The following is a 12732-nucleotide window of genomic DNA, read 5'->3' as shown; positions in this document are numbered from 1 at the left end:
CGAACAAATCCTGCTGCGGGTCGGAGTAGGCGACGGCCCCGCGCGCTTAGGTCTCATCTAAAGGGCGGTTGCGCCTCGGCCGCCGCAGCGCTGCTCCAGCCGGCTGACGCTGTCCACCGTGACATGGCGATTGTTCTCGATCCGGATCACGCCGTCCATTCTCAGTCTGGTCAGCTGGCGGCTCACAGTCTCGTTTGTAAGTCCAAGGAAATCAGAGATCTCGGCACGCGTCAGCGGCAGATCGAAGCACGCCGACCTGGCCGCCGGGCCAACACTGGAATCGATATTCCGGGCGATCATGAGGAGAAAGCTGGCCACCTTCTCCGGTGCGGTCTTGCGCCCCAGAGTCACCATCCATTCGCGTGCCTCGTCGAGTTCGTTCAGCGTCTGCTTGAGCAGGCGATGCTCAAGTTCCGGTGATTCCTTCATCATCCGTTCGATGGCCGCCCTCGGAAACGAGCACAGCGAGACAGCGGTTGCCGCTTCCGCATTGATCGCGCTTTTCACCTTGAAGGGCCGTCCCAGAAAATCCGGTGCGAACTGGAGGCCGACGATTTGCTGGCGGCCGTCCGAAAGGCTCTTCGTCAGCTTCACCACGCCTGAAAGCACGTTTGAATAGCTGTCGACGGCCTCGGCGTCGCCGATCAGTTCGACCCCCGGCTCGATCTTGTGCCGCGACGAAGTCTTGGCGAGCCGCGCCAAATCGTCTGGATCGAGCGCACCGCAGACGCCGCGGTGCCGTACCTCGCAGGGTAGGCAAAGAACGGGAATGCCGGAACTATGAATATCTTGCCGTACTGTCATTCCATCGCTCTACCGATCCCAAGTGCCAGCAGGATAGCAATCGACGGTAGAAAAATCGTTGCGGCAGTTTGTCCGTGCTGGAGGTTGACCGAAATCAGGGCTTTGGCTGTTGGACGCGTCCAGAGTTCCGGCGACTCAAACACGGTGGACCAAGACATGCGACCGGAATTAACTGCCAGACTTGGCGAGAACGTCCCCCGCTACACCAGTTACCCGACCGCGCCGCATTTCCATCCGGGCGTCGATGCGGCGGTCCAGAAAGGCTGGTTGGAGGTCCTCGAAGGCGGTGACGAGATATCGCTTTACCTGCATATTCCCTATTGTGACAGGCTCTGCTGGTTCTGTGCGTGCCATACCAAGCAGACGCGCCACTATGAGCCGGTGACCGCTTATCTGCGCTCGCTACGCGCGGAGATCGCGACGGTTGCCGCCCTTATCAGCGGGAAGGTCTTCGTCCGCGCAATCCACTTCGGCGGCGGCTCGCCGACAATGCTGAAGCCTGAGGATATGGTGGCTCTAGGCGCGTTCATGCGGGACAGCTTCGATTTTGTTCCGAATACGAAAATCAGCATCGAGATCGATCCGAACGATATGGACGAGGCACGCCTTGATGCACTTGCCGAAATTGGCATGACGCGGGCGAGCCTCGGCGTGCAGGATTTCGATCCGAAAGTGCAAAAGGCGATCAACCGCGAACAAAGCTTTTTGCAGACCAAGGCAGTCGTCGACGGAGTTCGTTCCCGTGGCGTCGAGTCCGTCAATCTGGATCTGCTCTACGGCCTGCCGCATCAAACCAGGGAGAGCCTGTGTTCTACCGTCGCGCAGGCGCTCACCCTGGAACCGGACAGGATGGCGCTGTTCGGCTACGCTCACGTGCCCTGGTTCAAGAAACATCAGACGATGATCGACGAGGCATGGCTCCCCGGTCCCACGGAGCGGTTCGCGCAATCGCAACTCGCCGCGCGGGCGATTTTGGACAAGGGATATGAAGCAATAGGCCTCGACCATTTCGCCAAGCCGGGCGATGCGCTGGCGGTGGCGGCCTGCACAGGGGCCCTGCATCGCAACTTCCAAGGCTACACAGAGGATCGCTGCGAGACGCTGATCGGTGTCGGTCCTTCGTCCATCAGCCGGTTTCGCCAGGGCTACCTGCAGAACAATCCTTCGACCGCTGAGTACGGACGTATGGTCGCCAATGGCGGGCTGGCCGCCGTCCGCGGCATCGCCTTTTCCGACGACGATCGCGTCCGTGGCTGGATCATCGAGCGGCTGATGTGCGATTTCGCCTTCTCGGCGATCGACCTGGTGGAGAGCTTCGGGGAAGCCGGCCAAAAGCTCCTTTTTCAGGCAAGCTCAATCGCTCTTCAGGATCCTGCTCGACTGCTTGAACTCCAAGGCGACAGTTTCGTCGTGCTGGCGGAAAGCCGTCCCTTCGTGAGGAGCGTTGCGGCGAAGTTCGACAAATATCTCGAAAGTGGAACGGCCAGGCACTCGGTGGCAGTCTGAGCACCGCAGAGGAACGGTCACGGTTTTCAGTCGATCGTGAACCGATGCGCTACGTTTTGACCATTCATCGGCTACAGTTGCATTGCGGACCAGATACGAAGGTCTTGGGCCATAGGCGTCCGGTCGTGCCTTCCGGCGCCGTCCACCCCTCGGCCCGTGCGAGGAGCCGGATCGGGGCATTCTCGGCGCTTCGGTGGATTCCGACGGCTCGCGCTATGGGCTGATCCAGATTCCCGCCGGAGGAAGCAACACACCATTCCACGGCAATCTTGACCTCTACCAACCTGACGATCGCCGACGGCCGCGAAGTGTTCGCCAAGGCCGTGGAGATGATGACTGCCTGCTCGCAGGACGCGCTCGCTGCGGCCGGGATGCGGTCGCGGGATATCGATCGGTTCGTTCCGCACCAGGCTAACGCCCGAATTTTCGATGCCGTCGGGAGGAACCTCGGCATTGCCGATCACGCGATCGTCAAGACGATCGCCGAATACGGCAACTCTTCCGCCGCGACGACCCCTCTCTCGCTGTCGCTGGCCCACCAGACGGAGCCGTTTCGGCCGGGCGAGAAAATTCTTCTGGCGGCAGCAGGCGCGGGTCTGAGCGGCGGTGCACTCGTCGTTGGAATCTAGCGGCGGCAACCGGCTGCGTAGAGTTGACCTTGTATGATGGGAAGGGCGCAGGCATTCGAGCGTAGACAGCGAGAATCGCTAAGCTTAGAGAACCCCAGGGTCGGGCAGCCCGAGACATACGATATGGGAGGCGTCAATGGTCAGCCTAAGCCGGGCTCAGCTCTATGATTTGGTCTGGGCCAAGCCGATGACACAGATCGCCCGTGAACTCGGAGTTCGCGATCAGCATATCGCGCGGGCTTGCGATGCATACAACATTGCACGGCCGCGAAACGGTCACTGGCAAAAGATCGAGCACGGCAAATCAGTCCAAACGAAAGGGCTTAGCACCGACAGGTTCGGGGCAGATGAGATTGTCGTCATCGGCCAAGCTCCCGGTGAACACCTGCCGGAGTCAAAGCTGCTGGGGGTACCCCACGCAGATCAACTTGGCGGATCGACAGACGCACGCTCAAGCTGATGTGCCAACTTAAGGCTCAGCTCCAGCCTCTTCGCCGTCAATTGAGGGCAGGCTTATGATGACAGGTAACAAGCGACTGATGAAGGCGAGCGATATCCCCGCCTTCGTTGTGACGCTGATCAAGGCTGGCTGCGATATCTGTGCTGTCGGCGATACTCGCTATGTGCTTGGCGACGCCGAAGAAACGCTGGCGGCGTACGATGAGCTGGAGTGCATAGGCGAAGCGTTTGAAGACCGCGATTCTGTGATACGAGAGAGCGTTGCCTGCCTGCTTTCCATCGGTCGGTACCTCGATCCCGGTTCGCCGCCGACGCATTGGTCCGAAAACGAAAATGGCACAGTAGGGAACACGGGTTGGGTTCATCCTCGGGACAAAACCGCGCCTGCCCCGCCAACGCGCGGACCGATCGACAACAGCGGTGACGGCGCTTTCCGGCTTGTCCCATCATGGCGAATTGGACATGCAGCCAGTGAGCCGGCCGTGTTAACTTCGCCGTGTTGCCGGGATCGAGTCAGAGATGCCGGAATGCGGCCGATTACCGGGCAAGTTCCGCATGCGTCTCACGGCGGCGCGGCCCACCGAACGGTTCCCGGGGTCATGTAGACACCGCGCCACGCGCCGCGCCGGTGGCGCGCAGGTATAGTCCTCGGGCTGGCCGGCATGGAGGCGCATATCCGCCCCGGTCGGGTCGATGTCGCTTATCCAGTCGACGACCACCTCAGCCGCGTCGTCCGCAAGCAAAAATGTCAGGTTCATCACGACCGGCCATCTGGGCACGTGGAGGTTTTTCCAAGCAATCAGGCGCTTACTGTGCGCTGAGCGCGCTGGCACGGCTTTTGCGCTCTTGATGGTGACTGCACGCAATGGGGCAAGACGAGCAATGCTTTCTCCCTGAACCCGTGTGCCGTCTCTCTGAGCGGGAACAAGCTCGCGCAGAAAGCAAGCTTTGGAGAGCAACATTGGTGGCATTACAGATCGAGTCCCCGGCTCCTTCGATTAAAGTTGAGAACTGGCTGCGTGGCGAGCCCCTCACGAGCTTTCAGCCCGGCAAAGTGTACATCGTCGAATTTTGGGCAACGTGGTGCGGACCATGTGTGGACGGGATGCCCCATCTGATGCAGCTGCAGGAGAAATACAGGGAGAGCGGAGTTGAGATCGTCGGAGTCGCGGCTTCTGAAGACGCTCCAACGGCCGATGAGGCCCGAAGCAAGTTGGACGCTTGGTTGACTGAAAAGTTCTCGAATCTGAACTATCGGATCGCGTTCGACTCCACGGGCGAAATGGACAAGCTTTGGATGGAGCCCAGCTTTTCTGTCGCGATTCCGACCATGTTCGTGGTCGACCGAGACGGCCACATCGCCTTTATCGGTCATCCGATGGAACTCGATGAGGTCTTGCCGAAGGTGCTTAACGGCAGCTGGCGCGCCAGCGATCAAGCAAAATCGGCCGATACGGACCGGATCGCGGAAGGCGAAACCATAGCGCGCGAACAAGCGCTGAAGAAGCTGATCAATGATAGATATTGGGCGGCGGTGGAGAAACAGGAGTGGAAGACGGCGCTCTCGGCGATCGAAGAGGGCATCGCCTTGTTGCCGGACAAGCTCGGTTTCCGCCGGTCTCATGTGAATCTGTTGCTTCACAAAATGCGCGACATGCAGGCCGGCTTGCCCGTCATGCGCCAATTCGTTCGCGACGCGATTAACAGAAACTCCGAGAATTGGATGATTGCGGCGCTAGACGAACTCTTCTTTCCGAACTTTGACTATTCGCACTTTCCGTCTGCTGAACGCTTGGCAATGGGAAAACAGCTGTCCGAACACATTCTGGCACTGAATCCCCCAGAAAGCGACCAATGTAAGCTCCTGCCTTATCCGGTGGCTCTGTACTATCACGAGAGCGGCAACAAAGATCGGGCGATCGAGCTGATCGAGCTGGCACTGAAGTCGCTGGGCAGTCCGGAGCTTATCCGGGACGGAGATAAACAGCGCGAAATATCGCATTTGCTGCAGTTCCTGGCCAACTTCAAGGGTGAGAAGGTTTGTTACGGCGCTCTATGTGCGGCTCCAAACAATGGCCGATTCGACAGGTGGTATACCGTTTGCGGCTGACCGTCAGGTTTATGTGAGGGACAGAATTGGCCGGGCGGACAGCTTTTTGATGCGAACGGTGCAAACCCGCGCCCGGCTTGCGGAATCGCCTGGCCCGATCTTTTGGGCCTATGTCAGAGGGACGGCGGCCTGCTACGATACGCGCCTTCGGCTAGGCAGGCTATGAGCTGAGCTACGTGTTTGTCCGCTTCGAACCGATCGCCAGTCTGGAGCAGGTGCCCCCCGACACCTCCACCACACTGAGGCTTCATGCCGGTAGCGAATGCGATCTTGGCGGCATGGCCATCAACGCACAAGGGATGGCTTGGCTGGCGGCATGCCTTTGGCGATGTGGTGCCGCGCCCACGCATGCCTTCGCCGGCGGTCCAACGGGGAAGGCCTGTCGCACAATCGATACAGGACTTCAATGCCCGAACACCGGCGCCATCCTCAACAACTCCATCGATGAGGTGTCGGGCTCACAGCTTGGCAGCTTGGTCCAGGCAATTCCGGACGCCGTCATCCCAATGAGGTGACCTCGACCAGAGCCTCGGCCTTGAATGGCATGATGGAGGTGTATGGGATGGCGGCAACGTCATTTCGTCAATCCGAACGGGATTTCTTGCGACCGATGTGGCTTTATCAACACGCCAAGGGCCACGCTGTCGACAGGCGGCGCGAGCTTGGCGCCGACGGCGTCCACGTCAACCGATCCTTCTGACAATGGGGCTTGTACGATCACCCAGGGGGCGAAAGCCCATGACGATCATCGTCGCGCCGGCCGCGATCTGAAGCACGCGTCCGGCGCGCTTCGTGCCTATCCCTTTGGCGAGGCTTTCGGTGAAAGACGCCGATGGCGGGACGGGAAGACCAAGGCCGGCTGAATAGATCCCGAGATGTGCGATCGCGTTCGGCCAAGTTGAGGAAAGCGCGCTAAATGCGGGACTGCCACGCTACCGATAGAACGGCGTGGTCCGCCGACTACCGCGTTGCCGGCCACGTAACAGATTTGGCCCGGCGCGAGAGGCAGCACGCATGGCCAGAGAACGCGCATTGCACCGGCCGCCACCACTTTCAAAATGCCGAAGTTGGTGATCCGGCAGGGTTATAACGCTTAGTTTTTTCCCGCTCTTTGGCGATTAAGCGTTTCAGCGTGGGAATCTCGGGCACCTTTGCAATCACTTCGTCGCCGAGCACCAACGCCGGCGTGCCGGTGATGTACAGCTTGGTCGCGAGCGCGCGATTGCGCTCAAGGGCGTTTGGGATGGCCGGATCATCCATGTCCCGCTTGAGCTGCTCAACATCGAGGCCCACCTGTCGTGCGATAGTCAGGATGGAGAATTCGCTGAGCCGACCGCGAGCAGCCATAAGGGCGTGATGGAACGGCTCATATTTTCCCTGCTTGCGGGAGGCGAGCGCCGCCACTGCGCGAATTTTGAGCCCGGTCCCTTGCCCGGATACTCTTTGTAGACAACCTTCAGATTGGGATCGTCCTTGAGGGCTTGCTGGATGATAAGGTCTGCCGTCCGGCAGTGCGGGCAGTTGTAGTCCAAAAACACCACCAGAGGGACGTCGCCATTCGGGTTGCCAGCAGTTGGCGCAGCGGGGTCGTTGAGGAGTGCGTCGCGCTGCTCCGGAATGAGCTTCCGCCAATCCGCGGCAAGCCGACGATGGTCTTCGAGCTGGCGCAGGTAGTCTGTGGCAATCGCGCCGCCAGCCCAGAAAGAAGCAGGGCTAGCACTAAAAGAGCGACAAGGCTGGCTCTTAGTTCAGGCATGGCTCAGGCTCCAATCAACAGTGAACGGACGGGCAGCAACGGCTGGCTTTGACGTGAAGGGGCCATCGCTTTATTGTCTTGCCCCGCTGTTCCCGGACTACGGGAGGTTAAGGGTGCTCGTGCTATCCGAAGGGGTGCAAGCTGGCGGTTGCGGTATGACGGCTGCGCCCAATCAGCCGAACCATCCGTGAGCGGCGCTGTGTGCGCGCGAACCGCCCAGCCGTATCGCCGTTCGCCGAGCGGCTTCAGGCGGCCGAGTGCGATGGCTGAGCGTGACTGCAGCACAAACCTGCACGTAAAGCTGCGGATAAGAGGGCTTGCGAGGCGCGGGACTCGCGCTGCGGTTTGCGGGATCACAATATTCAACATACTTGTCTCCTGACCGGATCGAGGTGGGTTCCTTCCCTCCCGGGCATCTCCCGTCGCTGCGCTCCGGTCGAACGTTGCACCACCAGGGTCGTCGCAAACTCCGTGCCAATTGCGACAGCGCCGAGAAACGAGCAGGTTTCCGGAATTGATAAGGGCCTCTCGCGCCGTGCTTGTGCGGATTCCAGCACTCACTGCTGGCGAATCCGTGCACACGCAACTTAACCTACGGCGAAAGCAGCCGCGTTGCAGGAACGGGGGCGGAATCCCCACCGCCCTGCCCAGTCCGCTCATTCAGCGGTTGGCGGTGCAAACTGCGACTGACCTTGGCCCACTGATCGGCCGTGCGGAAGCCGCCGTGATTGGAGTAGCATTCGACCGGGAATTTCATCCAGCGCGGCAGCCAGGTCTCAAGTTTCTGGCGACCGTTCTCGCCCGACAGGAAGTCGCGGACGACGGTCTTCTGCGTCTAGACCTTCTCGGCGAAATTGCCGTCCGCGCGACCGCTCGACTGCAACGTTGGCCAGCATGCGTCGGCAAGTTCCTTGTCGCGCAGGAGATCGAAGAAGGCATCGTCCGGCTGCCACAATGCGCCCATGCCGACATTCAGATGGTTACCGACCGCCTGGACCACGGCGCATCCGGCCTCCAGCGTCTCGCCATGACGATGGTGAGCGCGCGCACCACATCGTCGTCGGAGAGCTCCAAAGGCGGGCGAAGATAGGCGCCGTGTCATAGTCCCGTTCATTACCGCCGACCTCGCGCCCTCCTTATCCGGCGCCCCCGAACAAGGCCAAACCTCGCGCCGTTTTTCGACTCGAGCTCCGGGTCAAGTTTGAACGTCTCGTTCACGACGATCTGGCGTGCGCGACTTTAACGGCGTGGGGCCTAGCATCGGATGCATTAGACGACGTCATGCGGCGTGTCGCACGCGCTCTCATGGTCTTGGCCCTTCGGGACCGTGCCGATGGCCATGCCTTCTGGCGGCGCGAAGCGCGTGATCCCGTGTCCAAAGGCTGACAGCGGCAGACAAAATGTCAGGTTCACTACAACCGACATCTGGGCACTGTGGAGGTTTTCAAGGCAAATGGCGCTCACTGGGCGCTGAGGTGTTGGCACGGCCTTTGCAAATTGAGAGGTGGCAACACGGATCGAGGGTGACTGCACGCAAATCCGCAAGAGAAGCGATGCGTTCCTCCCCTGAACCCGTGTGCCCCCTCTAAGAGGGAAACAAGAGCATAAATTCGCGCAAGCCTTAGCAGCAGCGTTGGGGAGCAACATGGAATTGCAGATGAACTGCACGGCACCTTCAATCAGTCGACAACTGGCTACGTGGCGAGCCCCTCACGAACTTCCAGCCGAGCAAAGTGCCCATTGTCGAATTTTGGGCAACGTGGTGCACAGGACGCAATGCCCCATCTGATGAAGCTGCAGGAGAAATACAGCGGAATCGAGATCGTTGGAGTCGCCGCGTGGAGACGCTCCAACGCCCGTTGAGGCCCAGACCAAGTTGGACGCGTGGTTGACCGAAAAGTGCTCGAATCTGAACTATCGGATCGCGTTCGACCACACAGGCGAAATGAACAAGCTTTGGAGGGAACCCAGCTTTTCTGTCGGGGTTCCGGCCTCGTTCGTGGTCGACCGAGACGGCCACATCGCCTTTATCGGTCATCCGATGCAACTCGATGAGGTTTTGCCGAAAGTGCTTAACGGCAACTGGCGCACCAGCGCTTAAGCGAAAGCCGCCGACACGGAGCGGATCGCCAGAAACGAACCCATAACGCGCAAACAAAGCGTTGAAGAAGGCGATCGATGATGAATTTTTGGACGGCGGTGAAGACAGAGGATTGGAAGACGGCGCTCTCGGAAATCAAGAGGGCGTCGCCTTGTTGCCGGACAACGAAGCCAAAGCTCCGAAGGTTTGGACCGGAAGGAAATCAAAGCAGAATTGCGCTCTCTCTGCCAGAAAGCAGGAAGAGAATGAGCCCGGAAGCATACGCTATTGGTTAGGTTGGCGTAGTAATTTGCTGCACGATTTTGTGTCGTCTGTTGATCGATATCTAGACGACAGAAGAAAGAGAAAGAACAAATAAATATGAGCGGGGAAGGTAAAAAGAAACGAGGTTTATCTGGCGCTTCAAATGCGCAGAATATTGCATTCCGCTATGGTGGTCGCCCTTCAAATTTGAGCTTGGCGATTGGGCACACAACTCATCCGCGTCTGGGTGGTTCGCTGTTCCTTAACGCTATGATCCTGGGGCAAATGCTGCCAGGATTTAATCCAAGCGAACGTATGTTGAACGCTGCGGACGCTTGTATTGAGGTGTGCCCCGTTCTTGGTGCGCCTTTCCTGTGAAAAAAGCGGAGAAACCGCATCCTTCTGCCGGTCCTTGGTCGCCAGCGTCAGATGGCGCACGCTCTCGGCGTCAATCTCGTCGCGGCGGTAGGCATTGTGGCACAGTGCGGCCTGCCTTGAGCAGCCGGGCTCACAAGCGGGATCCGCTTGGGGTCGCCAGCAGTGACCTCCATGGGCATACGCGAGGGGGAAATGGTGCAGATTGCCGCTTTCATTGACCTGGTCTGCCGCCAGCCCGATGACACAAATGTTCGTGCCAGAGTGCGCAGAGACGTTGCCGACCTCTGCGCTGCGTTCGAGGTTCCCGGATTTGAGCTCGACGTTGCGCAGCTTCTTGGCGTGCAAGGACGGCCTTGCCCATGCGTAGCTCTCCCCCTTCATCAGCAGATGCCAGACTCACGACGGCGAGCTTGCGCGCGGTCGCGACGGCGGCGACGTGCTGGCCGCGGCGGGCCCGCACCCGCAGGAAGAAGGCACGGAGTGGCCCCGGCGCGCGTGCTGCCGCCCAAGCCGCTTCGACGAGCATGCCGCGGGCCGCTATCAGGTCGTGCGGCAACATGTCCGCATCCCTGCTTGGTAATGCGTCCATGATAGGCAGGCCCGGGTCCTGATTGCCTGACGCTCGGATTCAGCCCGAGATAAGGTTGACGCGGGCACGCTGGCCAGCTTGTACGCGGCCAGCTACCTGCCGGAGATCTGGACACCAGATGCGGCCACCGAGCGAATGCGCAGGCTGGTCGCGCGGCAGGAAAGAAGGCGAAATAGCGGCGGCGCGAGAAACGCGCCGGACCTCACTCCGTGCTTGTGCGGATTTCAGCACGCGCCGCTGGCGCGTGACCTTATCGAGAGAAGGGCTGAGTGTCGGGGATTGGAGGCCACTCTGAGCGTTACACCGCATTCTGGCAGCGGCCAAACGATTGCCGCTGCGACCCCGTATAGTCCGGCGCGCCACAAATGGCGGAAGTCGACCGGCCGCGTTGCGACAATAGTTGCGCTCCTGGCGCGCGAACGCTGGGCTGCCGCCGCACCGCTCGGATCAGCTGCGCCGGATGCGAGCCGTCGACGCCAGCTCTGCGGATTTCGAAAAGAAACAACGGGTCGATCTCTCAAGCGACCGTCGGCTGACTTGAGTCCAAGCGCGGTGCCACGTTAGACCGCGATCTCGAAGGTCAATTGCTTGACCGCGTCAGCCAAGCGGGCGTCCAATATCGTGGATGGAGTTGGCGGCGGATCGTTCGAAAGCGGCTGCGTCTAACCACGCTGCCCCAGTGCCGCGCTCAAGCCTGAACAGGCTGGCATTATGTGTTTCATCTTTCCTCGCCCTTGGCTGATTGGAGTGGGTCAGCTCACGAAGGTCATAAGTTCCGGGTCGGATGGGAAATCGGTCAGGCAAGGCTGAACACGCCCGAAAATACCGGGAGCTTATGACGCTTGATCAGGGCGTGGAAACGAGCGTGAGCGTCAAGCAGTTCGTCCAGATCGAAACAGAAGGAGATAGCCAGTTGCTTTGTCACGAACGGAGTGAACACAGTTGGCGCGGGCACGACGGAAAGCTCGGCAAGAGCTTTTAGTCCAGCGATCGTGCTGTCGGATGGTTCTATTCCGGTCAGGAGGCAACTGCCGGCACGGAAGGGACCGAAAACGTCGACCGCATCAGCGAAAATAGGCAAATAGTCGCTGAAGACATACGTGCCTTTAAAGCCGCGGATGTATTTTCGTCGCACCTCGGCGCCGACTATCTCGACACCAGTATTAAACCGTGTGACGCCTGCTTCCCGAAGTTGAGTAAGATATTCTATCCGTCGTACTCGGTCGTTCCTGACGCTCGGAGGAACCACCTGGGATAAATAAATGTCGTGTGCGTAGCCTGCGTCACGCAGTCGTCGTGCGAGTGCCGCGTGCCGTTCGAGTTCTTGTGCTTCGTCCTTGATGCTCCCTGTGCAGAGCCAGACAATGTCATACAGACTGTTGAAGTTAGGACCGTTACGCTCAATATAGGAGAGGCACTCTTGGAAGTTGGATTGGTAGTCTGTGCTACCCCCGCCGCGTATGGCCATTACCTCCCATTCGTTCTCCTTAAAGCAATAATCACAAGAATAGCAGCAATAAACATGATGATCAAAAACGAAGCTGCGAGCGCCATTTTTGCGTGTTATGCCGAAATTGTACATACCGGTCGGCGCTCTGTCTGGATCAATAAATTGACGGCAGGGTACGTGCTCGGTCACACCATTGATTGTCGCGATCAACGCCTCGCCGTCGAACATGAAGGGCGAATCGGAGTTCACTCTCGCGGTGATTTTCTTTCGGAATACTCCGTTGGACAATTCAATCTCGATGCGGGGGATCACTTGCCCCAAGATCGGTAACCGGATTTCTGTCGTGAGAAGCTGGACCCCATCGCGAAGTACGCCGAGGCGCATAACCTCCTCAATGCGAAGGTTATGCCTGTTTTCCAGCGCAATGCCAAATCGGGTCAATCGCTTGCTTTGAACACTCATGGTCCTCTCCCAATCCATCTTATCGACCAAAGACGCGCGGCACCGCCCTCCCCTGAAAAATGGATCGGCAGATCCCTGAGTTCGATAATCAACGAGGACAAAACAGTTGCTTTGCGGGAGCTTTCCCTGGGGTCGGGAACCGGTGCTTCGGTCGATCGGCTAAATCTCGCCCATTCGCGCAGGACGCAGCAAGAACTGTGCCAACTGCAGGAGGCGCCGGGATCGCGATACGAGATACTGTTTAA

At 59.3% G+C, this 12732-nt stretch carries 11 protein-coding genes and 3 pseudogenes; 8 read left to right on the top strand and 6 right to left on the bottom strand.

Features of this window, described 5'->3' with window-relative positions; all coding sequences use genetic code 11:
* Window positions 1-57 precede the first annotated feature (57 nt).
* Window positions 58-804 (bottom strand): Crp/Fnr family transcriptional regulator, encoded by a 747-nt coding sequence (locus LHFGNBLO_RS01030; RefSeq protein WP_258600339.1) that lies wholly within the window; start codon window positions 802-804, stop codon window positions 58-60.
* Window positions 805-960: 156 nt separating this feature from the next.
* Here LHFGNBLO_RS01030 and hemN point away from each other — a divergent pair, with 156 nt between their 5' ends.
* The 5 genes and pseudogenes from hemN to LHFGNBLO_RS01005 all read left to right on the top strand — a co-directional run bounded on the left by hemN (window position 961) and on the right by LHFGNBLO_RS01005 (window position 5508).
* A complete protein-coding gene (gene hemN, locus LHFGNBLO_RS01025; RefSeq protein WP_258600337.1) occupies window positions 961-2310 on the top strand; it encodes an oxygen-independent coproporphyrinogen III oxidase in 1350 nt (449 codons plus the stop codon).
* Between the two features lie 148 nt (window positions 2311-2458).
* Window positions 2459-2939 (top strand): annotated as a pseudogene (locus LHFGNBLO_RS01020) (3-oxoacyl-[acyl-carrier-protein] synthase III C-terminal domain-containing protein); the annotation flags it as partial.
* Window positions 2940-3075: 136 nt separating this feature from the next.
* Complete coding sequence (locus LHFGNBLO_RS01015) at window positions 3076-3399, top strand: hypothetical protein (protein ID WP_258600336.1); 324 nt, start codon at window positions 3076-3078, stop codon at window positions 3397-3399.
* 55 nt (window positions 3400-3454) lie between these two features.
* A complete protein-coding gene (locus LHFGNBLO_RS01010) occupies window positions 3455-4003 on the top strand; it encodes a hypothetical protein (protein ID WP_258600334.1) in 549 nt (182 codons plus the stop codon).
* 359 nt (window positions 4004-4362) lie between these two features.
* On the top strand, window positions 4363-5508 hold the full coding sequence (locus LHFGNBLO_RS01005; protein ID WP_258600333.1) for a TlpA disulfide reductase family protein: 1146 nt from the start codon (window positions 4363-4365) through the stop codon (window positions 5506-5508).
* A 1053-nt stretch (window positions 5509-6561) separates the two neighbouring features.
* On the opposite strand, the gene LHFGNBLO_RS01000 is transcribed toward LHFGNBLO_RS01005, so the two are convergent.
* From LHFGNBLO_RS01000 to LHFGNBLO_RS00990, 3 genes are all read right to left on the bottom strand, one after another.
* Window positions 6562-6912: a DsbA family protein gene (locus LHFGNBLO_RS01000; RefSeq protein WP_258600332.1), complete on the bottom strand. Its 351-nt coding sequence runs from the start codon at window positions 6910-6912 to the stop codon at window positions 6562-6564.
* On the bottom strand, window positions 6816-7046 hold the full coding sequence (locus LHFGNBLO_RS00995; RefSeq protein WP_258600514.1) for a DsbA family protein: 231 nt from the start codon (window positions 7044-7046) through the stop codon (window positions 6816-6818). Before LHFGNBLO_RS00995 ends, LHFGNBLO_RS01000 begins: the two co-directional genes overlap by 97 nt.
* A 1053-nt stretch (window positions 7047-8099) precedes the next feature.
* Window positions 8100-8264, bottom strand: coding sequence for a hypothetical protein (locus LHFGNBLO_RS00990; protein ID WP_258580778.1), 165 nt, complete (start codon window positions 8262-8264; stop codon window positions 8100-8102).
* Window positions 8265-9089: 825 nt separating this feature from the next.
* On the opposite strand from LHFGNBLO_RS00990, the gene LHFGNBLO_RS00985 reads away from it, so the two are divergent.
* The 3 genes and pseudogenes from LHFGNBLO_RS00985 to glyA form a co-directional block, all read left to right on the top strand.
* Window positions 9090-9365: a hypothetical protein gene (locus tag LHFGNBLO_RS00985; RefSeq protein ID WP_258600330.1), complete on the top strand. Its 276-nt coding sequence runs from the start codon at window positions 9090-9092 to the stop codon at window positions 9363-9365.
* 61 nt (window positions 9366-9426) lie between these two features.
* The gene (locus LHFGNBLO_RS00980; RefSeq protein ID WP_258600329.1) at window positions 9427-9723 is read left to right on the top strand and encodes a hypothetical protein; all 297 of its coding nucleotides are present in this window, start codon (window positions 9427-9429) and stop codon (window positions 9721-9723) included.
* Between the two features lie 392 nt (window positions 9724-10115).
* Window positions 10116-10295, top strand: a pseudogene (gene glyA / locus LHFGNBLO_RS33555) (serine hydroxymethyltransferase); the annotation flags it as partial.
* Here glyA and LHFGNBLO_RS00975 read toward each other — a convergent pair.
* Both LHFGNBLO_RS00975 and LHFGNBLO_RS00965 read right to left on the bottom strand, forming a co-directional pair.
* Window positions 10283-10627: pseudogene (locus LHFGNBLO_RS00975) on the bottom strand (transposase); the annotation flags it as partial. The pseudogenes glyA and LHFGNBLO_RS00975 sit on opposite strands and share 13 nt — an antisense overlap.
* 744 nt (window positions 10628-11371) lie before the next feature.
* Entirely contained in the window at window positions 11372-12487 is a 1116-nt protein-coding gene (locus LHFGNBLO_RS00965) for a hypothetical protein (RefSeq protein ID WP_258600327.1), read from the bottom strand.
* Between the last annotated feature and the right edge of the window lie 245 nt (window positions 12488-12732).

Source organism: Mesorhizobium sp. AR10, from assembly GCF_024746795.1.
Classification (GTDB): Bacteria; Pseudomonadota; Alphaproteobacteria; order Rhizobiales; family Rhizobiaceae; genus Mesorhizobium.
This window is presented reverse-complemented; position numbering and strand designations above follow the sequence as displayed.

What these genes read in the sequence shown, in the direction of transcription:
- LHFGNBLO_RS01030 (WP_258600339.1), bottom strand. Translation starts at nt 804, where the DNA reads ATGACAGTACGGCAAGATATTCATAGTTCCGGCATTCCCGTTCTTTGC.
- hemN (WP_258600337.1), top strand. Translation starts at nt 961, where the DNA reads ATGCGACCGGAATTAACTGCCAGACTTGGCGAGAACGTCCCCCGCTAC.
- LHFGNBLO_RS01015 (WP_258600336.1), top strand. Translation starts at nt 3,076, where the DNA reads ATGGTCAGCCTAAGCCGGGCTCAGCTCTATGATTTGGTCTGGGCCAAG.
- LHFGNBLO_RS01010 (WP_258600334.1), top strand. Translation starts at nt 3,455, where the DNA reads ATGATGACAGGTAACAAGCGACTGATGAAGGCGAGCGATATCCCCGCC.
- LHFGNBLO_RS00965 (WP_258600327.1), bottom strand. Translation starts at nt 12,487, where the DNA reads ATGAGTGTTCAAAGCAAGCGATTGACCCGATTTGGCATTGCGCTGGAA.